Here is a 23,832-nt window from a genome sequence, read left to right on the forward strand (position 1 = left end):
GACGAATACTAATCGGTCGAGGACTTATCCACACAATCCTTACAGCATGCATATCCAGTTTTGAAGGCGCGAAGCTGCATGAATTGCGTTAGTGCCTTTATCATTGTTCCTCGGTAGCTCAGTTGGTAGAGCAATCGGCTGTTAACCGATCGGTCGGGGGTTCGAGTCCCTCCCGAGGAGCCATATACGGAGAGTTACCCAAGAGGCCGAAGGGGACGGTTTGCTAAACCGTTAGTATGCGTAAGCGTAGCGAGGGTTCGAATCCCTCACTCTCCGCCATGTTTAACCTTTATAAATAGTGGCGGTGTAGCTCAGATGGCTAGAGCGTTCGGTTCATACCCGAAAGGTCGGGGGTTCGATCCCCTCCGCCGCTACCAACCTAAGTTGCGGTCGTGGTGGAATTGGCAGACACACCATCTTGAGGGGGTGGCGGGGCGACCCGTGCGAGTTCGAGTCTCGCCGACCGCACCATGAAAAAATATGGCCCGTTGGTGAAGCGGTTTAACACAGCAGCCTTTCACGCTGTCATTCAGGGGTTCGAATCCCCTACGGGTCACCATACAAGTGCTTCGCAAATTTTCGGTAACATCCGGGAGTTTTGCGAAGGATTCTGGAGGCTTAGCTCAGCTGGGAGAGCATCTGCCTTACAAGCAGAGGGTCGGCGGTTCGATCCCGTCAGCCTCCACCATATGCTTTATTCGTTGCTATCGGTTACGGGATCTCACCGTGCCGGTTCACCCTCGAAGAAGTTCAAAGGAGTATTGCTCGGGTACTTCAGATCTTGCTCGCATGTGAAGAGTAATCGACGCAGCGTCGCAAGTGGAAGCGATCCCGTCAGCCTCCACCATTTATTTATTAAAATCGTCGCGGGATGGAGCAGTCTGGCAGCTCGTCGGGCTCATAACCCGAAGGTCGCAGGTTCAAATCCTGCTCCCGCAACCAAATTTTCTACTTGTACTACCTCGATATACTTTCCGTTCAAGTAGGATCAAAGTGCTCTTGGGTGCAACCAAATATGGAGCTGTGGTGAAGTTGGAGTTCACGCCGGTCTGTCACACCGGAGGTCGCGGGTTCGAGTCCCGTCAGCTCCGCCATTTTATCCCTAGCGGATATCATTTGCGGATTAGCATTTTTTGGCTCGGTAGCTCAGTCGGTAGAGCAGAGGACTGAAAATCCTCGTGTCGGCGGTTCGATTCCGTCCCGAGCCACCATTATTGCCAACAATATCATGCCGGTGTAGCTCAATTGGTAGAGCACCTGACTTGTAATCAGGGGGTTGTGGGTTCAAGTCCTATCGCCGGCACCACTTTTGGGGTATAGCCAAGCGGTAAGGCAACGGACTTTGACTCCGTCATTCCTAGGTTCGAATCCTAGTACCCCAGCCACTTGTTTGAGCCATTAGCTCAGTTGGTAGAGCATCTGACTTTTAATCAGAGGGTCGAAGGTTCGAGTCCTTCATGGCTCACCAGTTTTTCAAAAATAACAGTTTCTCAATGTGCATGCGGGTGTGGCGGAATGGCAGACGCACCAGATTTAGGTTCTGGCGGGAGACCGTGGGGGTTCAAGTCCCTTCACCCGCACCATAGTGACCTTGAGACTGTTTATACGTTTTATATGTAATCACGATTATGCGGACGTAGCTCAATTGGTAGAGCGTCGCCTTGCCAAGGCGAAGGTCGCGGGTTCGAGCCCCGTCGTCCGCTCCATTTTGTGCCCTTAGCTCAGCTGGATAGAGCGTTTGACTACGAATCAAAAGGTCGGGAGTTCGAATCTCTCAGGGCACGCCATATGTGTAGATTACGACAACAGGGTAGGAATGCATCCTACCCTTTTTTTCATAGTTCATTTCACAATTTTACAAATATTAACGATTTTTTCCTTGTAACTTCAAGCGCATTATCTTACTTTAGGAATAGGTTTCCTCTCCACTGGATGAAGGTATCAGATAAAATGAAGAGAGAGTCGACCATCGGCCGTTCCTATTTGATGAAAAGGCCCTTATTACACGTGATTGCCGAAAAGGTAGAATACGTTGGAACAGGAGTTGTCATCCATGAACTCGATTAAACTCGATCATCCACATCCCTCTGTGGAAAAGTTGATTGCTAATATTGAAAAAGTACTGATTGGAAAGCGCTCCATTATTGAACTATGCGTGGCAGCCATATTGGCAAATGGCCATGTTTTGCTGGAAGATGTCCCTGGAGTCGGTAAAACCATGCTGGTTCGGTCTTTGGCGAGATCGATTGGCGGCGAATTTAAACGAATCCAGTTTACTCCCGACCTGCTGCCGACAGATGTAACAGGCGTAGCGATTTTCAATCAAAAAACGATGGAATTCGAGTTCCGTCCCGGACCGATCTTTGCCAATGTTATTTTGGCTGACGAGATCAACCGTACCTCTCCAAAGACACAGTCATCGCTGCTTGAGGCAATGGAGGAGCGTTCCGTTACCGTTGACGGCAATACCTACCGATTAAACAGCCCGTTTTTTGTAATGGCAACCCAAAACCCTTTGGAGTACGAGGGTACGTTTCCTTTGCCGGAAGCGCAGTTAGACCGCTTTTTGATGCAGCTGCGTCTTGGCTATCCGACCTTGGAGGAAGAGGTGCGGATGTTAAACAGGTTCTCCGGGGAAAACCCGCTCGACAGCCTGGAGCCCGTCGTTACAACAGAAGAGCTGTCTCAAATCCAAAAGCAGGTCGCCACTGTCCGAGTGTCTGAAGGCGTTCAGGAGTACTTGGTACGCTTGTGCATGCGGACGAGAGAACACCATCAGGTGTACCTGGGCGTCAGCCCACGCGGGTCACTTGCCCTTTTCCGTGCGGTCCAGGCGTTGGCTTTCGTGCGTGGGCGAGATTATGTGATTCCGGATGACATCAAAGAACTGGTGCCGGTGACATTTGCTCATCGGATTATTTTGAAACCGGAGGCTCGGCTGGAGGGAGCTACGATCGACCGGATCCTATCGGCGATTCTATCGGAAACGCGTGTTCCGGTTAGCTGAGGCGGTGAACGTGCATGAAACAACAACGCTATGGGAAGATCAAAACCGCTGCACTTGTCCTCATTACGTTTGTGTTTGCCATGTTCCAGGGCGGGTTTGCCAGTTGGTTTTTGTTTTACAGCAGCCTGGTGTTTCTGGCTTATGAATTGTGTGTGTTTTTCATGATGTTCCGCTCGCTAGAGGTCGTCAGGGAAATCGACCGAAACCGCCTTCAGGAAGGCGAAGACGTCGTTGTAACGGTGCGTTTGCGCCGCCGTTTCTGGTTTCCTTTGGGCTGGAACGTAGTGATAGAACCGCTGCCAGACCGGCTGGCTGGTGTATTTGAGCCGCATCGGCAATTAATCTTTCCTTGGTTTAAAAGAGAAATAGAGTTTAAATACGTCATACCCGGACTGCCGCGGGGTTATTATTGTTTGACCGAATGTGTGTTGGGCGGGGGAGACTTCTTTGGATTTGTTGAAAGGAAAAAGACGGTCTCGGTCTTCAATGATTTCCTCGTTTACCCGTCCTATCAGGAGATGACGCATTGGGCACTGGGTGACGGGAGCTTCAGCGGGACTGTACACGTCGCTCATCGCCGTTCTGATGACGTAGCGGCAGTGCGAGGTGTCCGTGAATATCACCGTGGAGACAGACTGAGCCAAATTCATTGGCGCGCATCGGCACGCGGGACCGGTCTCAAGACAAAAGAATTTGAACACCAGGCGATGAACCAGGTGGTCTTTTTTCTGGATGTAGAAAAGGCTCACTACCAGGATCAAACGCCGCAATTGTTCGAGGCCGCCGTAAAACTGACCGCAAGTCTCGTCGCTTATGCCAATCGCAATCAGTATCATTACGGTTTGACGTACAAGCAAAAAGAGCGAATCGCGATACAACCAGCCTGTTCGCATACGCATTTTATCCGGATTTTTGACCAACTGGCACGGGTGATGGCGGAAGGTGTGGACAGCTTTGCCCGGATTGTGGGGCGGGAAGCGTTGGAGCAGCCTCCAGGCGTCACACTGGTCGTGATCACGCCACGCGTCGACAAGGAACTGGTAGCCAGGTTGGTACAGTTGTCTCAAAAAGGGCGGCATGTCCATCTACTGCGGATTCATGCACATGCGGTTCCGGCACCGGAGGAGAAGCAAGCTATTCAAATGCTGATGGCGAGCAAGGTAACGTGCAAATCGGTGCACCTGGATGATGTGGAAGACGGGAAGCGGATAGGAGGTGCCTCGTAATGAGTGTTTGGAGACGCCCCAAAGGAATGGAATGGCTTGCTGCCTTGTTTCTTTTTCTCATGCTGAGGGAGTGGCTGCTGCCTTTAAGCGAGCTGACCGATACCGGAACACTTTGGCCATTCTACATGATCGTTGCAGGTGTTTTGTTACTCGATCTGGTCGTTCCATACCGATGGCTGACCTTTCCTTTCAAGCTGCTCGGTATTTTATGGATCATTCATTCCGACTTTTTCACATCGTCGTTTTTGAGTACGGAATGGCTTTACAACATGTATGCAAGCCTGGTGCGCGATGTGCCGTTGGCTTTTCAGCAGGATTGGATTTCGATGTCTCTGATCTCCCGCAACCTGCTATTTGATCTCATGCTGGCCATACTGATTTCGATGGTCACCTATCTAGTTTTGGAACAGCGGCAGGGCCTTTGGTTTGTCTTTTTGACAGAGCTGTACTTGGCAGTGCTGGATACGTTTTTGCCTTATGAGGCGGACGGTGCGATCATCCGAACGCTGATCTACGGGTTTATGCTGCTGGCTGTCGCCCATCTGACAGCCATATCCAAGCGGGCCCCGATTGCGGGCAAAAAGCGTTGGACGCTGTGGAATACGTTGATCGCCCCGGTATTGATTCTGGCCATCGTAGTAAGTGTCGCCTACGCCGGCCCGAAAAAAGATGCCGTCTGGCCGGATCCGATCGCCTTTTTAACCGGAGGCGAGGAAGGGCCAGTTGGCACCATGAAAAAGGTCGGCTACGACAATAATGACGAAAACCTCGGTGGCCCCTTCCAACAGGATGAGGCGCTAGTCTTTGTTGCTATCACCAATGAGCGGACGTACTGGCGCGGCGACTCCAAGGATATTTACACAGGACGCGGCTGGCAAAAGGGAGAGCGGGAGTATGAGCCTATTTTGAACCTGCAAACCCATCAGTGGAAGCAAATGCTGTTTCATGGAACGGAAACAAAGGAAGTGCGGGCTACAATGGATTTTTCCAGAGGGGAACCGTATTTTACGATGTTTTATCCAGGGCAGTTGAAAAAGGTTGTAAGCATCGAGCCTGATAACGCCACGATGGTTTATGACAGAGCAAGCCAGCAAGTGGAGGTACGGGCCGGCAGAGTAGATATGAGAGCTCCGAGGGAGGAAGCCGAGCCAGAAGAGGGAGGCGTGCCACACCCGGGAGAAGCTCCGACCGGGCAGCCTGCAAGTGGCCAGGCAGTACAGCCGGGAGGAGCTCCGACCGGGCAGCCTGCAAGTGGTCAGGCAGTACAGCCGACAGAAGAACAGGGTGAACAAGCGACAGAATCTCAAAGCACAGGACAGAAGCGATCACTGCCGAGCCGTTTTCTGCTGAAGCCGGAGAAATATGAATTGGAAGCGGAAGTGCCGATTGTCAGCGAAAAGGCAATCATGCAAGCAGGTTCCACCTATCCGATTGACATCAAGCAACGCTACCTGCAGCTTCCTGGCGAGTTGCCCGACAGAGTGAAGGAGCTGGCTCTGGATGTCACCAAGAACGCAAACACTCCGTATGAAAAAGTGCGCGCGATCGAGAATTACCTCCGTACGAGAGGAGATTATAAATACGAGACCAAGGATGTGCCCGTACCGGCACCGGGGCAGGACTTCGTAGACCACTTTCTGTTTGACAGCCGCAGGGGCTACTGCGACCATTTCTCGACCTCGATGGCGGTCATGCTGCGATCGATCGGGATACCGGCACGCTGGGTCAAGGGATTTGCTCCGGGCAGCCGCGTAGGCACTGACAGCAATGGCAACGATGTCATCGAAGTTCGAAACAAGGACGCTCACTCCTGGGTAGAGGTCTACTTCCCTGGACAAGGCTGGATTCCGTTTGAAGCGACCAGCACTTTCTTGTCCCCTGTTCGCATCAAATACGATCTGAACTCATCGGAACAATCGGTAACCCTGCCGGTTCCGAATCTGCAAGAAAATACGGCAGCCGAACGGAGAAACAACCGACTAGACGAGCTTGAGGGCGCCGACAGCCCCACACAGGCAAGCTGGAAAATGCCGTGGCAAGCAAAAGCGGCAGCGCTTGTGTTGCTGGCAGCCGGTGCTTATCTGGCCTGGAGGAAGAAACGGGTTATCACGTATTGGTGGCTTCAGCGTCAAATGAGAAGTCATCCAAACGAGCACTACTCGGATCGATATAAACTGCTGCTTCAGATGATTCAGCATCTGCATTCACGCCGGGAACCGGGTGAGACTTTGCGGGAGTACGTGAAGAGAATTGCTCTGACCGGTGACAAACGTCAAGACCTGCAGTACCTCACTCACCTGTATGAGCGTCTCTATTATGGGTGCAGGGAAATGGAGGAAAAGGCCCGTTCGATTGCACAGCAACTGATTGATCGGCTTACCCAGCAATTGAAGCCTTGAACTATTACCTTCAGTCTGCTAGAATTTCCTTCGAATACTCGTATAGTATCAGGAATTGGCCTGACAGTTTCTACCGCTCGACCGTAAATCGGGCGACTACGAGGTGAGGACTTCGGATTTTTGTACATGCAACCGCAAAAGTGTACACAAACTGGGACTCTGCCTCCGTTTTGTTTTATCGGAGGCAATGGTCCCGGTTTTTTTACAACCTTGGACGGTTGGGAAACGAAAATGCGTTTACGTTCCCAATCTCGCGGTGCATGAGCTTGGCCAAGGTGAAATTATCGGTAACAACCTGGCGGAAACAGGAGAAGGAGGATCACATGAGCAAGCCAATGGAAATGGTCGTCGTACTGGATTTCGGGGGACAATACAACCAGTTGATCGCCCGTCGCGTACGGGATCTTGGGGTGTACAGCGAGCTGGTCGCTTACAATACACCTGTTGAAAAAATCAAGGAAATGCAGCCAAAGGGGATTATTTTCTCCGGCGGACCTGCCAGTGTGTATGAGGAAGGCGCACCGAAAGTAGATCCGGCTATTTTTGATCTGGATGTGCCGGTACTGGGGATTTGCTACGGCATGCAGCTGATGAGCCACATGCTGGAAGGAAAAGTGGAGCGCGCCGGCAAACGGGAATACGGAAAAGCCGAGCTTCGTCTGCAGCAACCGCACAGCCTGTACGAAAAATGGGGAGAAAATGAAGTGGTCTGGATGAGCCACTCCGACAAGGTCGTGGAGCTGCCGGCCGGTTTCCGGATCGATGCAGTCAGCGACAGCTGTCCCGTGGCAGCCATCAGCCATCCTGAGCGCAAGCTGTACGGGGTACAGTTCCATCCGGAAGTGCGCCATACGGTAAAAGGAAACGAGTTCATCGCCAACTTCCTGTTTGAGATTTGCGGTTGCGAAGGCAACTGGAGCATGACCACGTTTATCGACGATGAGATCAAAAAGATCCGCGAGACGGTTGGAGACAAAAAGGTTCTGTGCGCTTTGAGCGGCGGGGTCGACTCCTCGGTCGTAGCGGCTTTGATTCACAAGGCGATCGGCGATCAACTGACTTGCATGTTCGTAGACCATGGCTTGCTCCGCAAGGGAGAAGCGGAAGGCGTCATGGAGACATTCGCGAATAAATTCTCGATGAATGTCATCAAAATTGACGCTCGCGAACGTTTCCTAAACAAATTGAAAGGCGTAACCGATCCAGAGCAAAAACGCAAAATCATCGGTAACGAATTTATTTACGTGTTTGACGAGGAAGCAAGCAAGCTGAAAGACATGGATTTCCTTGCCCAGGGCACACTCTATACCGACATCGTGGAAAGCGGTACGGCTACTGCCCACACCATCAAGTCTCACCACAACGTTGGCGGGCTGCCAGAGGATATGACCTTCACCTTGATCGAGCCGTTGAAAACACTGTTTAAGGACGAAGTCCGCAAGCTGGGAACAGAACTCGGATTGCCGGATGAAATCGTATGGCGTCAGCCGTTCCCGGGACCAGGTCTTGGCATTCGTGTATTGGGCGAAGTTACAGAAGAAAAACTGGAGATCGTTCGTGAATCGGATGCTATCCTGCGCGAAGAGATCGCGAAAGCAGGTCTGGATCGAGAAATTTGGCAATACTTCACGGCACTGCCGGATATGAAAAGTGTCGGAGTAATGGGTGACGTTCGTACGTATTCCTACACAGTCGGGATTCGGGCCGTTACCTCCATTGATGGAATGACTGCAGACTGGGCTCGGATTCCGTGGGATCTGCTGGAGAAAATCTCCACCCGGATTGTCAATGAAGTGGAGAACGTGAACCGAGTCGTGTACGACATCACGTCCAAACCGCCAGCAACTATCGAGTGGGAGTAAATTTTCGTTCGGAATTGGGGACAAGCTGTGAGAATGGCAGGAAGGTCCTCATCTGAAATGCAATAAAACCGGATATTGATTGATCAGAGATTTTTATCGTTCGTATTTTCCGTTGACAACCTCTTTTCTTCCTGCTAAACTTTTCGTTGTGAAAAGGTAAATAAGGAAGGTTCGTATATTCTCGGGAATAGGGCTCGGGAGTTTCTACGAGGTCGCCGCAAACGACCTGGCTACGAACAAGACATCAACGGGGATATTGAAACGTTAAGGTACTCATTTTATTTATGGTTTCCCGTCTGTTTTGTTCGGTAGTCGAGGTGTATGGTTGCGCCTCGGCTTTTTATTTACCGAAAAATATCTGGGGGGACATTCCGGTGCGGAAGTACTTCGAATTTGACAAGCTAGGCACCAATTATCGTCGTGAAACGATTGCAGGTATCACTACATTTCTCGCAATGGCCTACATTTTGGCTGTCAATCCGTTCATCCTCAGCGGGGCCGATCTGCCGCCTGAGCTGAAAGCGAACTATCCGGAATTTGGAGCCATTTTTACAGCCACAGCGCTGGCAGCAGCGATTGGTACACTCGTCATGGCGTTTGTCGGCCGTTTGCCGATCGCCCAGGCGCCGGGGATGGGACTCAACGCGTTCTTTACGTATACAGCTGTTCTGACGATGGGGATTCCCTGGCAGCAGGCCTTGGCGGGGGTTTTTGTCTCCTGTACGATTTTTTTGCTCCTGTCGCTCACTGGCATTCGGGAAGCGATTGTAAACTCCATCCCTCAGGGGCTAAAGTACGCGGTGTCCGCTGGGATTGGGCTGTTTATCGCATTTATCGGTTTGAAAAACGCGGGTATTATTATCGCCAGTGACGCGACAGTCGTGACACTCGGCCATTTGACCTTCCATCCGGATATGGATGCCGCGCAGGTATTGGCTGTGAAAAATGCTTTGCTGGCTGTTTTCGGTCTGGTTTTGACGGCAGTCCTGATGGCTCGCCGGGTAAATGCCGCGATTTTCGTCGGGATGGTTGTGACGGCGATCGTGGGGATGATTTTCGGGATTGTGGAACTTCCGAAACAGGTCGTCGACACGCCGCCAAGCCTTGCTCCAACCTTTGGTGCAGCTTTCCAGTATCTTGGCGATTTTTCTACGTTGTTTAGCGCGAAAATGCTGATTGTCGTTTTCACTTTCCTGTTTGTTGACTTTTTCGATGCGACAGGAACACTGCTTGGAGTAGCGAGCCAGGCAGGCTTGCTGAAGGATGGCAAGCTGCCTCGTCCGGGAAGCGCACTGGCTTCCGACGCGATTGCCGGTATGGCGGGAGCGATCCTCGGAACGTCGACTACGACCAGCTACGTCGAATCGACGGCAGGCGTCGCAGCGGGCGGCCGGACAGGCTTTGCCTCAGTTGTAACCGGGATCATGTTTCTTCTGGCTCTGTTCTTTTTCCCTCTGCTCTCCGTCGTGACGGAAGCTGTGACAGCGCCAGCGCTCGTGATCGTAGGTGTACTGATGGCGTCTCACATGGCCCAGATCGCGTGGAGCGAAATGGACGAAGCGTTCCCGGCGTTCCTGACGGTCCTGATGATGCCGCTGACCTACAGCATCGCTTCCGGAATCGCGGCAGGCTTCATCACTTACCCGGTGATCAAGGTGTTGAAGGGCAAAGGTCGCGAGGTTCATCCAGTCATGTACGCGCTGTTCTTCGTCTTCCTGGCGTATTTTATCTTCCTGAGAGAATAGATGGACAAAAGGTCAACCGGTTGTCGCCTGAGTGGCGGCAGCCGGTTTTTTATTGTGCAGGGGACAAGCTTGATTCTTGCGCCGCGGCTACTGCGTGTTGTATGATAGGAAAAATTCTGCTCAGGAGGGATGGACCGATGATCGGTCTTCGCACATTCCTTCAACTGCATCACCATCATTAGAGCGTTTGTATCTACGGAAATGAAATTTTCCGCAGGTGCAAGCGCTGTTTGTGCTTGGTGCCTGCGGTGGCAGAAGGAAAGCCATGCGGGCATTTGATGTCTCCGCATGGCTTTTTTGCCGTTTCCGGAGAAGGAAAAGAAGCAGACTGGGAAGCAAATGAAAAGGAGGAACAGTTTATGGAAGGGATTTTGCGCAATGTCAAAGGGACAAGGGATTTTATGCCGGAGGAACAGGGGCTTCGCAATACGATCCGGAGGACGCTGGAGGAAGTATTTGCCTCGCACGGCTGCAAGCCGCTGGAGACGCCGATGCTGCAGCATTACGATCTGCTCGCTTCGAAATACGGGGGAGGGGCGGAAATCCTCAAAGAGGTGTACAGGCTGACCGATCAGGGGGAACGCGATTTGGCGCTGCGCTATGATTTGACCGTCCCTCTCGCCAAAGTCGTCGGGATGAATCCTGAAATGCGGCTGCCGTTTAAACGGTATGAAATCGGCAAGGTGTTTCGCGACGGTCCGGTCAAGCCGGGGCGGTTCCGCGAGTTCATCCAGTGTGATGTAGATATCATCGGGACGACCTCCATGCTGGCGGAAGCCGAGTTGATCAGCATGACATTTGAGGCTTTTGCGCGGCTCGGTTTGGACGTGTACATCCAGGTGAACAACCGCAAGCTGTTGTCCGGCTTGCTTCAGGTGATGGGGATCGCGGAGGAGCAGGCAGCAGATGTGATGCTATCGCTTGACAAGCTGGAAAAAATCGGCGTAGATGGCGTCTGCGACGATTTGCGGGAGCGGCAAATCGAGGAGCCGGTAATAGCGAAGATCGCCGATTTTTTGCGCAATGGGGAACGGAGTCTCGATGGATTGGCAAACAGGTACGACGAGCAATTGGTACAGGAGGGCGCAGCCGAGCTGCAGGAGCTGTTTGCCCTTTTGCAAGAAGCGGGTGTGGCCGGAGAGGTTCGGTTTACCCCCTTTTTGGCCCGGGGCCTTAGCATCTACACGGGTACGGTGTACGAAATCTTTTTGAAGGACGGCAGAATCACCTCCAGCATTGGCAGCGGGGGGAGGTACGACAAGATTATCGGCCAGTTTCTGGGGGACGGACGGGAGTATCCGGCCGTGGGCATCTCATATGGACTGGACGTCATTTTGACGGCACTCACGATGGGCGACAGCCCTTTTGAAGCCCGCAGTGCAGATGTCTTTGTCATTCCGCTCGGGACAGAAGCAGAGGCGTTGGGACTGGCAAACCTCATTCGCAAATCGACCAGTCTGCGGATAGAGGTAGAGCTCATGGGACGCCGCTTGAAAAAAGCGCTGGACTACGCCAACAAGGAGCGAATCCCGTATGTGCTGATTTTCGGGGAAAATGAGCGGGCTGCCGGGACGGTGGTCGTCAAGAATATGATCAGCGGCGAGGAGCGGACAATTCGCATCAAAGATGAAAAGGACTGGCCCTCCATTTTTACCCAAATGCAGGCTTAGCGAAACAGTGGAGATCGTGTAGGATAGAAGACAAGAAAAGGGGGAGATGCGGTGAGAAGCCGGGTGGAGAGGCTCGTTTCGGTGAAAGCTGTCTATGTGGTATTGGTCGTCAGTATGAGTTTTGTGGGGATTTTTCCTGCCGGAGGAGCGGCTTTTGCAAAGCGGGCCGCGGCTTCGGCAGGTGCGGGAGATACTCCTGGAGGCACCAGGCTTGCTGCGGCAAAAAATAGCGGTATGAGCGAGAGCGAGAATGCTGCCGACAGCTTGGAAAAGAGCGTTGCCGTGTCCCCGACGGCGGGGCAAGCGACGGAGGACATGACTTCTTATGCGGCTGATGTGAAAATCGATCCGGCAAGCAAGACAGCAACCGGCAGCGTCCACATCCGGTTTGCGCCGAGAGACCCGGATTATGTGTATTTGCACCTGTATCCTTTGGCGTTTACCGAGAAAAAATCAGGGGGGCTTTGGCTAGAAATTTTAGGAAAAAATGCCGTGCCCGGAACGTATCATATTACCAAACTGGTCGTCCAAGGAAAGCCTGCTTCCTATCAGATCGACGGAACGGTCGTGAAGGTAGGGCTCGGAAAGGCTGTCAGCGCTAAAGAAGGCGAACTACAATACGCACAAGCAAGTACACAAGCAGGTTTACAAGCGACTGCCCAAGCGACTGCCCAAGCAACTACCCAACCAATCGACCTGGAGCTGGATTTCGAGATGACGCTGCCCCTCAACATGGGGCGGATGTCGTATGACGAGCATGCGATCTGGCTCGGAAATTGGCTGCCGGTACTGGCGGTGTACGATGCCTCTGGCTGGCATCTGGACCCTTATGGACCGGTGGGTGATCCTTTTTATACGGAAACGGCGAATTACCAGGTACAACTGACGATCCCTGCCGGGTACCAATTCGTCAGTACGGCGACGGACCGGAATATAGCGGGAAAAGAGCTTCAGACGGGTGAAATCACCTACAGCTTGCAGGCAAAGCGGGTTCGAGACTTTTCGCTCGTCATTATGGACAACACCTATCAGCATGCGGAGACGCCTGTAGGGAATACATGGGTACGCAGCTGGTGGCGTCAGGGTGATTCGGCGGGACAAGTGAAGCGGAACCACGAAGCGGCGGTGAAAGCCCTCGCATACTTTCAGGCTCAGTTTGGCGCCTATCCGTATCCGGAGTACGATACGGTGAGAATCGGCGGCAATATCAATGGCATGGAGTATCCAGGCATCGTTTTTCTGGACGGCTCCCACTACCAAGGCGATCACCTGTCATCGATCCCCACAGTTGTTCACGAGACGGCCCATCAGTGGTTTTATGGTCTCGTGGGGAACAATCAGGTAGAAGAGGCATGGCTTGACGAAGGCTTGGCAGAATACGCCTCCCTCGCCTTTATGGTAAATGCCTATCCGGAGCTGGCCGGCGAGCAGGTAGGCCGAATGGTCAGAGGGACGACAGGCTTTTATGACAAAAAAGGGCTCAAGCCGTGGATGGCGCTGTCCCGTTTCCCTGATAACGAGAGCTACAGCAATCTGGTCTATTCCCGGACGACGACCATGCTCTGGCTGCTCCGGGAAGCGTGGGGAGAACAGCGTCTTCACGCAATGCTGAGGCGCTTTGTGGCTGCCCATCAGCACGGGATCGCGACGGGGAAAGGATGGGTGGAAGCGCTGACGGCAGAAGCCGGTGAAGATGCCAGCCCATTTATCAAATACTGGCTGCTGCTGGACAGAAGTCAAGAACAGGCGGCGGAGGCCTGGCTGGATCGGCAGCGGGCAGCAAAGCGGTAAGATATGAGGGGGATCGCTCATGAGACGGAAGGGATGGATGCTCCTGGCAGCAGCAGGGGCAGGTTTGACGGCTCTTCTGTTGGCACAGCCGTGGAAGGATCAGGCGAGGGCCGATACCGTGAAGCCGGAGCAGATTCCGGCGCATACGACGTACACCGGAGACGTCCGGATTGATCCGAAAAATCACACCGTTTCCGGGAAGCTGTCTGTTCGATTTTTTTCAACGGACAGTCAGGCGATGTTTCACCTGTACCCCAATGCGTTTCATCCCCAGGCAGATTTGAGCGATCCCAACTGGCAGCAGATTCTCGGAAAGCAGACAGAACCGGGAAGAATGCGGATCATGGATGTCCGTGCAGATGGAAAGACTGCTGCATTTCGGACGGCGGGACCGACGGAGAACATTTTGCAGGTAGCGTTGCCTGAGACTTTGCAGACCAATGGCGGGCAGACGAATGAAAAGCGGCTGACCAATGAAGAGCAGCAAAGCAATGAAGAGCAGCAAAGCAATGAAGAGCAGCAAAGCAATGAAGAGCAGCAAAGCAATGAAGAGCAGACCAACGCCAGGCAGACCAGCGATAAGCAAATTACACAAGAGCAAGTAAACCCGAACCAGTCCGATGTCAGGTCCGCTGGAACGGTTCAATCCGGCAAGCAAACCTCCCGCCTGAGGGAAGTAGAGATTGAATTTCAGCTCAAACTCCCTCGCAACAATGGGCGCCTGTCCTACAACGGTCACGCCATGTGGCTGGGCAATTGGCTGCCGATGCTGGCAGTGCGCGAAAAGGGAGAATGGCGGTTGGACCCGTACTATCCGATGGGCGACCCGTTCTATAGCGAGATGGCTCATTACCATCTGAAGGTCCATCTGCCGGAGGGCTACCTTTTGGCGACGAGCGGGACGGAAAGCCAGGCTGTCGTCACGCGGAAACGTCCGCAAAAAGAAGCAGCCTACGAGATTGATGCGTGGAATATCAGGGATTTTGCATTGGTCGTGATGGATGACAGCTACAGGCAGACGACCAGTCAGGTGAACGGGACCACCATCCGGACATGGTGGCAGGAGGGGGACGATCCGGAAACAGTAGCCCGTCTTCACGAGACAGCGGCCGAGTCAATCCGCTATTTTGGCCAGCAGTTTGGCAGGTACCCGTATTCGGAATACGACGTGGTCAAGACAGGAGGCTTTTTCGGAGGGATGGAGTATCCCGGGATTTCCTTTATCCAGGGGGACTTTTTTGCTTCACAATATGGTCCAAACGGGATGGGGACAGCGGTAGTGGCGCACGAAACGGCCCATCAGTGGTTCTACGGTCTGGTCGGGAGCGACGAGATTCGCGAGGCATGGGTAGACGAAAGCCTCGCCGATTATGCCACGATGGCGTTCCTGGAGGATGGTCCGGTGTCTGGCGGCGGAAGCTATTTGGCCTACCGGAGGGAACGGGCCAGGCAGTCGGATGCCTACGCAAAACAAGGATTGGATGTCTGGCTGCCGCTGGACCGTTTTCCCGACTGGAAGAGCTACAGCGATCTGGTCTATGCCAGAGGCGGGATGATGTGGTGGACGCTGCGGTCGGAGTGGGGGAAAGACCGGCTGCATCAAATGTTGCGCGAGTACGTCCAAAACCATCAATACAGCCAGGCAACTGGAGGGGAGCTTGTCAAAATGCTCTCAGAAGCTGCCGGAGAGAATGCGGCGCCGTTTGTCGACTACTGGCTCAGGCTGGATTTGGAAAAAAAGAGCGAGGCGGATGCCTGGATGAAAAGAGGAAGGCTTTCTCGGATGTTCTAAAGGCGAATGTTATTTCATTTACCATTGTTTATCGTTCGGTTTGTCTGTTGACAGTCCAGCTTTTCCCCTGTTACACTAAACATGTTGAAAAAGATAGCAAGCCCAGGCGCTCCTGTTCATGATTGTGAAAGGATCGGTTGGGTTTTGTCGTTGAATGGGCGTGAAACGAGTGGCCAAAGTTCATTTCTATGTGAAGCAGTGGCCCCGTTTTCTATGATAAGATAGGACATTGACGGAAGAGGGGCGAAGTAGACAATGGTCAAACCGTTGGTTGGTGTCATCATGGGCAGTACGTCGGATTGGGAAACGATGCAGGATGCCTGCGCTATTCTGGAGGAGCTGCAGGTTCCGTATGAAAAGAAAGTGGTATCCGCTCACAGAACGCCTGACTTGATGTTTGCCTATGCCGAAGGGGCGAAGCAGCGGGGGCTGGAAGTCATTATCGCGGGAGCGGGCGGTGCGGCCCATCTGCCCGGCATGGTGGCAGCGAAGACCGAACTCCCTGTCATCGGCGTTCCGGTCAAATCGTCTACCTTGAACGGACTAGATTCTCTGCTCTCGATCGTCCAGATGCCGGGCGGTGTACCAGTGGCTACCGTTGCCATCGGCAAAGCCGGTGCAGTCAACGCGGGACTGCTGGCCGCGCAAATTCTCGGGATCAAGTACCCCGAAATTCAGGAGCGCTTCGTGGCCAGAAGAGAGGCCGTGCGCGACAAGGTATTGGGGGATAGTGATCTGGCATGATGAAACGAACCGAGACACTACCGAAACAGAACAATCCGATAAAGCCCGGAGCGACCATTGGCATTTTGGGCGGAGGTCAATTGGGACGCATGATCGCACTTGCTGGACGAGCCATGGGCTATCGATTCGTTACGCTGGACCCGACGGAGGATGCGCCGTGCGGACAGACCGCAGACAGACAAATTGTCGCCCGCTACGACGATGTGGAGGCGGCTTTGGAGCTTGCCCAGGCGAGCGATGTCATCAGCTACGAATTTGAAAACGTGGACGCGCAGGTGGCCGAGGTGCTGGAATCCCGTTCCTATGTGCCACAGGGAAGCCGCCTGCTGCGCATTACGCAGCATCGCATTCGCGAGAAGACAGCGATCCGCGATCTGGGCATCCCGGTCGCGCCGTTTCGCGTCGTCGACAGCGCAGACAGCCTGCGGCAGGCCGTAGGGGAACTGGGCTTGCCAGCGGTGATGAAGACGGCAACCGGCGGATACGACGGGAAAGGACAGTGGGTATTGCGGTCCATGGACGAGATTGACACAGCGTACGAAACGCTTTCCAAAGCAGGGACAGAGCTGATCGTGGAAAAATTCGTCCCCTTTGTCATGGAGCTGTCCGTCATCGCCGCCCGCAATCCATCCGGCGAGCTGGCTGTATTCCCGGCGGCGGAAAACGTGCATGTGGACAATATTCTGCACCTCTCCATCGTACCGGCCCGCGTTCCCGAAGAGGTGCGCGTACGGGCTGAAGAGATCGCCCGCACCATCGCGGAAAAGCTCGACGTGGTCGGACTGATCGCCGTCGAGATGTTTCTTTCAGCAAACGGGGAACTCTATGTAAATGAACTGGCGCCTCGCCCGCATAATTCCGGACACTATACGATGGACGCCTGCGTCACATCGCAATTCGAGCAGCATGTGCGGGCCGTCTGCAATCTGCCGCTGGGATCGACGGAGCTCTTGTCACCGGTGGTCATGGCCAATATACTGGGAGAGCACCTGGAGCCTGTGCTGGAGCGGATCGAACGCCTGCCCCGTACCGCCAAGCTGCATCTGTACGGCAAAGCGGACAGCAAGCCCAAGCGGAAAATGGGCCATATCAACGTACTGGCGCCCACAGTGGAAGAGGCGCTGGCAGAAATCGAACGGCTGGAAATATGGACGAATAAAGCGGAGGGACAACAATGATCGAACGTTATTCAAGACCGGAGATGCGTGCCATCTGGACAGAGGAAAACAAATTCAAGGCATGGCTGGAAGTAGAGATTCTCGCTTGCGAAGCGTGGTCCAAGCTGGGCGTCATCCCCGCCGAAGACGTGAAAAAGCTGCGTGAAAACGCCGGCTTTGACATCAAGCGTATTTATGAAATCGAAGAAGAAACCCGTCACGACGTGGTGGCCTTTACCCGTGCGGTGTCGGAGACGCTGGGCGAGGAGAAAAAATGGGTCCACTACGGCCTGACCTCTACCGATGTCGTCGATACGGCACTCTCCTATCTGATTCGCCAGGCAAACGAGATTCTGGAAAAGGACCTGGAGGACTTCATTCAGATTTTGGCAGACAAGGCCCGGGAGCACAAGGATACCGTCATGATGGGCCGCACCCACGGCGTCCACGCGGAGCCGACTACGTTCGGGCTGAAGCTGGCGCTCTGGCACGAGGAAATGAAGCGGAACCTCGCCCGTTTCCGCTCGGCGAAAAAAGAAATCGCGTACGGCAAAATCTCCGGCGCTGTCGGCACCTACGCCAACATCGACCCGTTCGTCGAGAAGTACGTATGCGAGCAGCTTGGCCTGGAACCGGCGCCAATCTCCACCCAGACCCTGCAGCGCGACCGTCATGCGGAGTACATGGCGACACTGGCTTTGATCGCCACCTCGCTGGACAAGTTTGCCACCGAGATTCGCGGTTTGCAAAAAAGCGAGATGCGCGAGGTGGAGGAGGCTTTCGCCAAGGGCCAAAAAGGCTCTTCCGCGATGCCGCACAAGCGCAACCCGATCGGCTGCGAGAACATCTCCGGTCTGGCCCGCGTGATTCGCGGACATATGCTCTCCGCCTACGAGAACGTTCCGCTCTGGCATGAGCGCGACATCTCCCATTCGTCGGTCGAGCGCGTCATTTTGCCGGATGCAACACAACTTCTGAACTACATGCTGCGCCGCTTCATGAACATCGTGAAAAACCTGACTGTATTCCCGGAAAACATGAAGCGCAACATGGACCGCACATTTGGCCTGATCTACTCGCAGCAAGTAATGCTGAAGCTGATCGAAAAGGGCATGAGCCGCGAACAGGCTTACGACACCGTACAGCCGCGGGCGATGCAGGCATGGGAAGAGCAGCGTTCCTTCCAAGCGATTTTGGAGGAGGACGAGACCGTGACCTCGACGCTGAGCAAGGAAGAGCTGGATGATTGTTTCGATTACCGCTACCATTTGAAGCATGTGGATACGATTTTCCAGCGGTTAGGCTTGATTTGAAAAAGAACAAAGTGATTTGAAGACCTGACATAATAAAGAAGAAGGATAAAGACACTCCTGATCAGCAGCCATTGGGTAACCAGTAAGCCACTGCTGCGTTAAGGGGTGTTTTTCATGTTTTAAACGTTCTCTGGCAAAAGGATTTCATCCCGTACATGGTGGGATGATTAAAATCTAGCAAGGATATGTCGAAAAATGATAGAAATTGTAAATAGATGAATAGATTCAATTTATTTACAATTCAGTATTTTTGTACTAGTATAAAAATCAGGGAGGTGAATCATCATGTTCCAAAAAATTTCCAATCTGTTTGGCGTGTCGCCAATGTACGTGCCTTGCGCTGACTCCGGCTTCATTGCTGGCCCGAAGTATGTTTGCGAGTATGTCACTTGGTCCGGTTGCCAAACTACGGGAAACAAAACCTACATCAAGTACACATACGACACCAGAAATGGCGAACGGTGTTCGGAGTCAAAGGTAAGATGCTGCTAGATTTGATTGGATGAGCAAGAGTTGACAGATTTGCTTTCATAGGGAAATTTCATAAGTTGCATTGCTGATGAAAAGGAGAGCCTTCAGATGTGGCCTCCTTTTCATCATTGGCAAGTGGCAACAGCCATTCTTTTGGGGGTAGACATGATCGCTGCGTATATAGGTTTAGCCTTGGGATGGACTCTTTTATCGCTGAATATCTTAAACTATGTAAAAAGATTGAAGCTGGAGATTTCCTACCTTCCGGAACCTGCACAGCAAACGAAAACCGTGAATCACTCTGTAGGCATGCCGATCCATGACGCGATTGAGCTGCCTGATGTCGTAAAAGATACGTACGCGGTCCTTTTGGTTTCATCGCCTACCTGCCATCCTTGTCATGAGGCGTTGGCTGAATTTTTGAAAGAGAATCGGAGTCTGCAAATTCCGTTTGTCTGCCTGGCGGAAGCAGATCAGGCTGATTACTTTGAAAAATTCCGGGCCGACTATAGCAAATGGGCCGAGATTGTTCCGGTCAAGGAAGCGGTTCTAAAAAGATTGGGCATCACGAGGTTTCCCACTTTCTTTGTCATCGATCCAAAAGGGGTTATACAGCGCGAGTTTCTGCTGGTTCATTTTTTGGTGAAGTATGTCGAACAAATTCGCGTCAGCCTTGAGACAGGTGGAAAAGATGGACAATAAATATCTTGCCAAGGCATTACGGTACGTGTGGCAAAAAGGAAAGTGGTGGCTCTTCCTATCTGTCACACTGAGCGTCGTAACCGGTTGTTTCCCGTTTCTCACCTTATGGGTGTCAAAGGAACTGATCAACGAGGTCACACGGTTTATTCAAAGCAGCACGAAGGAATACGCACTTTTGCTCTTGTTGTTGGTTGGACAATTCATGCTGAGTATTCTATCATCAGCAGTTAAAAATATTCGGGAATACCTGGATAAGAAAATGGAATGCACGTTGGATTTCGACGTGCAGCAGATGATTTTGGACAAAACCTCGTCTGTTCCGGTCATGTATTTTGACCTGCCCGACTACCATGATCATCTGCAGCGCATCTCGGGCGGGGGAGCCAGATTTTTATCTCCGGTGCGAAGTGTCATTGATATGTTGCAAGCCGGCATCAGCTTGTTTTCCTACGCGCTTTTTTTGATTGTGATCGATTGGCGCCTGGTGATCCTGAGTCTGGTGGCTACGATCCCTATCTTTTATATCCAGGCGAAGTTCGGCCAGAGGAGATATCGCCTGCATCTCAAGCAAAGCCCGGTAGCCCGTGCGGCAGATTACTACAAGTATCTGTTGCAGGATCGCAAGTCGGCAAAGGAAATCAGATTGTTCGGCCTGGCTTCTTTTTTTCGCGAGAGATGGGCGGAAAAATTTATGCAGAACACGGGAGAAACGCTTCGCCTGGAAAAGAAGCAGCAGGGCTCCGAAGTGGGCTTGGAGGCGTTTTCCGCTTTCTTTTACATGGGAATTGCTGTCTCGGTCATATGGCTGGCCCGGACAGCAAAAATGAACATTGGCGAATTCGTCGCAATCATACAGGCGGTCCAGGGGGCGCAGGAAACGTTCACGAGAATTTCCATGCTGTTTGCCAAACTATATGAAGAAAAGCTGTTTATCAAGGACTTCTATCAATTTTTTGAGCGCGAGGATGAGAGAATCCTGATTGCTGCCGGAAACGAGCCTTTTCCGTCCACGATCCGGCAGGGGATCACATTCAATCAGGTCTCCTTTCGCTATGTACAGGGTGATAAAGAGGTTCTTTCCGACATTTCCTTTCATATCCACCCGCATGAAAAAATTGCGATTGTCGGTCAGAATGGCTCGGGGAAAACCACATTGGTAAAGTGCCTGATGGGGCTTTATCCTCCTACGAGCGGGCAAATCAAAATCGATGGCAGAAGCATTGCGGACATCGACGAAAATGAGCTGCATAAAAATATCACTGTAATTTTCCAGGATTTTATTCGCTATGATGTGTCGGTTCGCGAAAATATCGCGATTGGCAACATCGCGGGGATAGATGATCTGGACCGCATCCGAAAAGTTGCAGAGCTGAGCGGGGCGGACGCCTTCATTCGCCAGCTTCCGGAAGGGTATGAGACTTACTTGGGCAGGCTGCTCGCCGACGGGGAAGACCTCTCCGGCGGGCAATGGCAGAAGGTGGCGCTGTCGCGGGCGCTTTTTCGTGACAGTCAAGTAGTCATTCTGGACGAACCGACAGCGGCGCTGGACCCGATCGCGGAAATGGATATTTTCAGCAAGTTCAAGCTGCTTACGGAAAACAAAATCGCGATTTTTATTTCCCACCGGATGGCCGCCTCGAGGATGGCAGACCGAATCATCGTCATGAAGGAAGGGAAAATCGTCGAAATGGGCACCCACGAGGAATTGATGGCGCTTGGACAGGAGTATTACCAGATGTACCAGATGCAGGCGCAATGGTTCTCATCGGAAAGGGAAGGGGAAAGGGAGGCAGTCGGGTGGACGAGCTGACATTTGTGTTGCGAGTGTTTCTTGGCACGCTTTTTTTAAGTACAGGCATGAGCAAGTGGAAAAACATGCAGGAGCATAGCGTGATCGTGAAAGAGTATCGCATTCTTCCCGCCTCTTCCATCCATTTATTCGTTCGTGCGGAGACAGCGGTAGAGCTTTTGGCGGGGGTATTGCTGTTTTTGGGGTTGTTCCAAACGTTTGGCGCTTCTCTTGCCGTTCTGTTGCTGATCCTCTATTCGTTTGCGATTGCCCTGAATTTGTTTCGCGGACGAAGAGAGATTTCATGCGGCTGCGGCGGTGTGGCTGGCAATCATCGCATTTCGTGGCTTTTGGTTGTTCGCAATCTGCTGTTGATGCTGCTGGCAGGGTGGGTGTTTTTTTCACCGTCCCAATGGGGCAGCATCGAAAGCTTGTGGATAGGCGAGGTTAGCCGGTTATTCAACCTCTCCGTTATCCAAAATGTGCTGATGGCGTGGGTGGCCTTGTTGTTTCTTGCGATGATCAACGGGGTTTGGGAAATATATGTCAAGGTTCGGCTCTTTTTGCGGAGGCAGTAAGCAGAGAAGGGGGATCAAAATGAATAGTCTGGCGATCTCGAATGTATTGCTGTGGGTTGTTGTGTTTGTTCAATCCATCATCTTGCTTTTCTTTATTCGGTTGGTCGTTCAATTTTTAAACCGGTTTCGAATCAGCGACAAACAGGTGGAAATGGCGTCCTTATCCATTGGCGGTTCAGCGCCGTTCTTTCGGGAAAAAAATCAGCAGGGAGACATCGTCGAACTGAATGATCAACAGATAGCACAAACGTTGCTGCTTTTTACCAACGATCATTGCGGGACCTGCAAGGCTGTCATATCGGAGCTGCAGCATGCAAGAAACCAGTACCCGCATGTGAGGATTATTGTGGTCGCAAACCCGATCTACTATGAAAAGGGCATGGAGATTCCGGAGGGTATTCATCTCATCCGTTCAGAGGAGATCATGCAGAAATACCAGATTCATACCGTTCCGACTGCTATTTTGGTCGGTGAAAACAGAATGATCCGTGACATCAAGCAAGTGAAAGACTATCGGGATATCGAATCCATGTTCAATATGCCAGTCGTTAAAGTGGGTTAGGAAGAACGGTCGCGGACTTATCCGGCTGTTGCATGGATCAAAGGAAACCAGGTGGATCAACCTTCCATACATAAGAGGCGCTCCCGACTGTTCTCGGGAGCGTTCACCATTTCTGCCACAAGAGCAGGACGAATAAGGTATTTACAATTTCTGGGGATTGGACTACTCTGCTATTACATGGAAATGAAACAGATGGAAAACAGGTTCCGTATGTGAGCAGTACCTTTGCTTACCGCAATGACCCGATGAAGAGCAATCCGCACGATAAAACCGCATCGGCTTTCCGGAAAATGCGGCCTGAAAGCTACAGATGAAAAAGCAGAGGAGTGTGACGCCATGACCATGACCATCCAAATCAAAAACCTTGCCAAAACCTATAGCGGTGACGGAGTAGCAACCACCGCGCTCCGCGATGTAAATCTTACCCTGCATCATAAAGAGTTTACGGCCATCGTCGGTCCGTCAGGCTCCGGAAAATCCACCTTGCTGCAACTGATCGGAACGCTCGACGTGCCTACTGCAGGGACTATTTTCTACGACGATGTGGATGTCAGCAAGCTGAGAGGAAATGCGCTGGCCGACTTTCGTTTTGCCCAGATCGGCTTTATATTCCAGCACTTTCATCTGCTCCCGACGCTAACGGCTTTGGAGAATGTCATGTCCCCCTTGTTTCCGCGAAAAGTCGGCTACGACAAAAAGGGCAGGGCACAGGAGCTGCTTGATTGGGTGGGCCTATCGCATAAACAGAATGCCTTGCCCTCTCAATTGTCCGGTGGCGAGCAGCAGCGTGTGGCAATCGCCCGGGCTTTGGTCAATCGGCCGAAATGGCTGCTGGCCGACGAACCGACAGGCAATCTCGATTCGAACAACGGGGAGATGGTCTTTCAACTGTTGCGAAAATATCAGCAGGAGCATGGAAGCGGGATTGTCTTTGTCACCCATGACGAGCATTTGGCTGGCCGGACCGACCGGAGGATCGAAATGCGGGATGGCAGTATGATAGCCGACACGATGAGGTGAGCTC

At 52.5% G+C, this 23,832-nt stretch carries 16 protein-coding genes, 15 tRNA genes and 2 riboswitches; all 31 genes read left to right on the forward strand.

What is annotated here, in order from left to right; genetic code table 11:
- The first annotated feature begins 107 nt into the window (after window positions 1-107).
- The 31 genes from EDM54_RS00005 (at window position 108) to EDM54_RS00155 (ending at window position 23,828) form a co-directional block, all read left to right on the forward strand.
- Window positions 108-183 (forward strand) — tRNA-Asn (locus tag EDM54_RS00005).
- A gap of 5 nt (window positions 184-188) precedes the next feature.
- Window positions 189-279, forward strand: a tRNA-Ser gene (locus EDM54_RS00010).
- Between the two features lie 21 nt (window positions 280-300).
- A tRNA-Met gene (locus EDM54_RS00015) sits at window positions 301-377 on the forward strand.
- Window positions 378-386: 9 nt separating this feature from the next.
- Window positions 387-471, forward strand: a tRNA-Leu gene (locus tag EDM54_RS00020).
- An 11-nt stretch (window positions 472-482) separates the two neighbouring features.
- Window positions 483-559, forward strand: a tRNA-Glu gene (locus EDM54_RS00025).
- Between the two features lie 53 nt (window positions 560-612).
- A tRNA-Val gene (locus tag EDM54_RS00030) sits at window positions 613-688 on the forward strand.
- 177 nt (window positions 689-865) lie between these two features.
- Window positions 866-942: transfer RNA gene (locus tag EDM54_RS00035), tRNA-Met, on the forward strand.
- Window positions 943-1,017: 75 nt separating this feature from the next.
- A tRNA-Asp gene (locus EDM54_RS00040) sits at window positions 1,018-1,094 on the forward strand.
- Window positions 1,095-1,135: 41 nt separating this feature from the next.
- Window positions 1,136-1,211 (forward strand) — tRNA-Phe (locus tag EDM54_RS00045).
- Between the two features lie 19 nt (window positions 1,212-1,230).
- Window positions 1,231-1,306: transfer RNA gene (locus EDM54_RS00050), tRNA-Thr, on the forward strand.
- A gap of 4 nt (window positions 1,307-1,310) precedes the next feature.
- Window positions 1,311-1,385: transfer RNA gene (locus EDM54_RS00055), tRNA-Gln, on the forward strand.
- A gap of 7 nt (window positions 1,386-1,392) precedes the next feature.
- Window positions 1,393-1,468: transfer RNA gene (locus tag EDM54_RS00060), tRNA-Lys, on the forward strand.
- Between the two features lie 33 nt (window positions 1,469-1,501).
- Window positions 1,502-1,583: transfer RNA gene (locus tag EDM54_RS00065), tRNA-Leu, on the forward strand.
- Window positions 1,584-1,630: 47 nt separating this feature from the next.
- Window positions 1,631-1,706: transfer RNA gene (locus EDM54_RS00070), tRNA-Gly, on the forward strand.
- 4 nt (window positions 1,707-1,710) lie between these two features.
- Window positions 1,711-1,787, forward strand: a tRNA-Arg gene (locus EDM54_RS00075).
- A 266-nt stretch (window positions 1,788-2,053) separates the two neighbouring features.
- Window positions 2,054-3,007, forward strand: a complete 954-nt coding sequence (locus EDM54_RS00080) for an AAA family ATPase (RefSeq protein ID WP_024984798.1) — start codon at window positions 2,054-2,056, stop codon at window positions 3,005-3,007.
- A gap of 14 nt (window positions 3,008-3,021) precedes the next feature.
- The gene (locus EDM54_RS00085; protein WP_122957551.1) at window positions 3,022-4,233 is read left to right on the forward strand and encodes a DUF58 domain-containing protein; all 1,212 of its coding nucleotides are present in this window, start codon (window positions 3,022-3,024) and stop codon (window positions 4,231-4,233) included.
- Window positions 4,233-6,632 (forward strand): transglutaminaseTgpA domain-containing protein, encoded by a 2,400-nt coding sequence (locus EDM54_RS00090; RefSeq protein WP_122957552.1) that lies wholly within the window; start codon window positions 4,233-4,235, stop codon window positions 6,630-6,632. The genes EDM54_RS00085 and EDM54_RS00090 overlap by 1 nt, the downstream gene beginning before the upstream one ends.
- Before the next feature lie 18 nt (window positions 6,633-6,650).
- Window positions 6,651-6,751, forward strand: a riboswitch (purine riboswitch).
- 204 nt (window positions 6,752-6,955) lie between these two features.
- Window positions 6,956-8,494 (forward strand): glutamine-hydrolyzing GMP synthase, encoded by a 1,539-nt coding sequence (gene guaA, locus EDM54_RS00095; RefSeq protein WP_003389498.1) that lies wholly within the window; start codon window positions 6,956-6,958, stop codon window positions 8,492-8,494.
- Window positions 8,495-8,645: 151 nt separating this feature from the next.
- Window positions 8,646-8,747, forward strand: a riboswitch (purine riboswitch).
- Window positions 8,748-8,868: 121 nt separating this feature from the next.
- Window positions 8,869-10,239, forward strand: a complete 1,371-nt coding sequence (locus EDM54_RS00100) for an NCS2 family permease (RefSeq protein WP_122957553.1) — start codon at window positions 8,869-8,871, stop codon at window positions 10,237-10,239.
- A gap of 359 nt (window positions 10,240-10,598) precedes the next feature.
- The gene (locus EDM54_RS00105) at window positions 10,599-11,909 is read left to right on the forward strand and encodes a histidine--tRNA ligase (protein WP_122957618.1); all 1,311 of its coding nucleotides are present in this window, start codon (window positions 10,599-10,601) and stop codon (window positions 11,907-11,909) included.
- A gap of 51 nt (window positions 11,910-11,960) precedes the next feature.
- Entirely contained in the window at window positions 11,961-13,700 is a 1,740-nt protein-coding gene (locus EDM54_RS00110) for a M1 family metallopeptidase (protein ID WP_122957554.1), read from the forward strand.
- 19 nt (window positions 13,701-13,719) lie between these two features.
- Window positions 13,720-15,492, forward strand: a complete 1,773-nt coding sequence (locus EDM54_RS00115; RefSeq protein WP_122957555.1) for a M1 family metallopeptidase — start codon at window positions 13,720-13,722, stop codon at window positions 15,490-15,492.
- Window positions 15,493-15,747: 255 nt separating this feature from the next.
- Window positions 15,748-16,236 carry a 5-(carboxyamino)imidazole ribonucleotide mutase gene (purE, locus tag EDM54_RS00120; RefSeq protein ID WP_003389491.1) on the forward strand — a complete coding sequence of 163 codons (489 nt, stop codon included), beginning with the start codon at window positions 15,748-15,750 and terminating at the stop codon, window positions 16,234-16,236.
- Window positions 16,233-17,414, forward strand: coding sequence for a 5-(carboxyamino)imidazole ribonucleotide synthase (gene purK / locus EDM54_RS00125; protein ID WP_003389490.1), 1,182 nt, complete (start codon window positions 16,233-16,235; stop codon window positions 17,412-17,414). Before purE ends, purK begins: the two co-directional genes overlap by 4 nt.
- Window positions 17,411-18,706, forward strand: coding sequence for an adenylosuccinate lyase (gene purB, locus EDM54_RS00130; protein WP_122957556.1), 1,296 nt, complete (start codon window positions 17,411-17,413; stop codon window positions 18,704-18,706). Before purK ends, purB begins: the two co-directional genes overlap by 4 nt.
- Window positions 18,707-19,285: 579 nt before the next feature.
- Complete coding sequence (locus EDM54_RS00135) at window positions 19,286-19,879, forward strand: TlpA family protein disulfide reductase (protein ID WP_003389488.1); 594 nt, start codon at window positions 19,286-19,288, stop codon at window positions 19,877-19,879.
- Window positions 19,869-21,689: an ABC transporter ATP-binding protein gene (locus EDM54_RS00140; RefSeq protein WP_122957557.1), complete on the forward strand. Its 1,821-nt coding sequence runs from the start codon at window positions 19,869-19,871 to the stop codon at window positions 21,687-21,689. The genes EDM54_RS00135 and EDM54_RS00140 overlap by 11 nt, the downstream gene beginning before the upstream one ends.
- The gene (locus tag EDM54_RS00145; protein ID WP_024984808.1) at window positions 21,677-22,246 is read left to right on the forward strand and encodes a MauE/DoxX family redox-associated membrane protein; all 570 of its coding nucleotides are present in this window, start codon (window positions 21,677-21,679) and stop codon (window positions 22,244-22,246) included. The genes EDM54_RS00140 and EDM54_RS00145 overlap by 13 nt, the downstream gene beginning before the upstream one ends.
- A 19-nt stretch (window positions 22,247-22,265) precedes the next feature.
- The gene (locus tag EDM54_RS00150; RefSeq protein WP_170208345.1) at window positions 22,266-22,808 is read left to right on the forward strand and encodes a TlpA family protein disulfide reductase; all 543 of its coding nucleotides are present in this window, start codon (window positions 22,266-22,268) and stop codon (window positions 22,806-22,808) included.
- 336 nt (window positions 22,809-23,144) lie between these two features.
- Window positions 23,145-23,828: an ABC transporter ATP-binding protein gene (locus EDM54_RS00155; protein WP_122957559.1), complete on the forward strand. Its 684-nt coding sequence runs from the start codon at window positions 23,145-23,147 to the stop codon at window positions 23,826-23,828.
- Window positions 23,829-23,832 lie beyond the last annotated feature (4 nt).

The sequence above is a fragment of the Brevibacillus borstelensis genome, assembly GCF_003710865.1.
GTDB lineage: Bacteria > Bacillota > Bacilli > Brevibacillales > Brevibacillaceae > Brevibacillus > Brevibacillus borstelensis.

What these genes read in the sequence shown, in the direction of transcription:
- purE (WP_003389491.1), top strand. Translation starts at nt 15,748, where the DNA reads ATGGTCAAACCGTTGGTTGGTGTCATCATGGGCAGTACGTCGGATTGG.
- EDM54_RS00080 (WP_024984798.1), top strand. Translation starts at nt 2,054, where the DNA reads ATGAACTCGATTAAACTCGATCATCCACATCCCTCTGTGGAAAAGTTG.
- EDM54_RS00105 (WP_122957618.1), top strand. Translation starts at nt 10,599, where the DNA reads ATGGAAGGGATTTTGCGCAATGTCAAAGGGACAAGGGATTTTATGCCG.
- purB (WP_122957556.1), top strand. Translation starts at nt 17,411, where the DNA reads ATGATCGAACGTTATTCAAGACCGGAGATGCGTGCCATCTGGACAGAG.
- EDM54_RS00135 (WP_003389488.1), top strand. Translation starts at nt 19,286, where the DNA reads ATGTGGCCTCCTTTTCATCATTGGCAAGTGGCAACAGCCATTCTTTTG.
- EDM54_RS00090 (WP_122957552.1), top strand. Translation starts at nt 4,233, where the DNA reads ATGAGTGTTTGGAGACGCCCCAAAGGAATGGAATGGCTTGCTGCCTTG.
- EDM54_RS00140 (WP_122957557.1), top strand. Translation starts at nt 19,869, where the DNA reads ATGGACAATAAATATCTTGCCAAGGCATTACGGTACGTGTGGCAAAAA.
- EDM54_RS00115 (WP_122957555.1), top strand. Translation starts at nt 13,720, where the DNA reads ATGAGACGGAAGGGATGGATGCTCCTGGCAGCAGCAGGGGCAGGTTTG.
- purK (WP_003389490.1), top strand. Translation starts at nt 16,233, where the DNA reads ATGATGAAACGAACCGAGACACTACCGAAACAGAACAATCCGATAAAG.
- EDM54_RS00150 (WP_170208345.1), top strand. Translation starts at nt 22,266, where the DNA reads ATGAATAGTCTGGCGATCTCGAATGTATTGCTGTGGGTTGTTGTGTTT.
- EDM54_RS00085 (WP_122957551.1), top strand. Translation starts at nt 3,022, where the DNA reads ATGAAACAACAACGCTATGGGAAGATCAAAACCGCTGCACTTGTCCTC.
- EDM54_RS00155 (WP_122957559.1), top strand. Translation starts at nt 23,145, where the DNA reads ATGACCATGACCATCCAAATCAAAAACCTTGCCAAAACCTATAGCGGT.
- guaA (WP_003389498.1), top strand. Translation starts at nt 6,956, where the DNA reads ATGAGCAAGCCAATGGAAATGGTCGTCGTACTGGATTTCGGGGGACAA.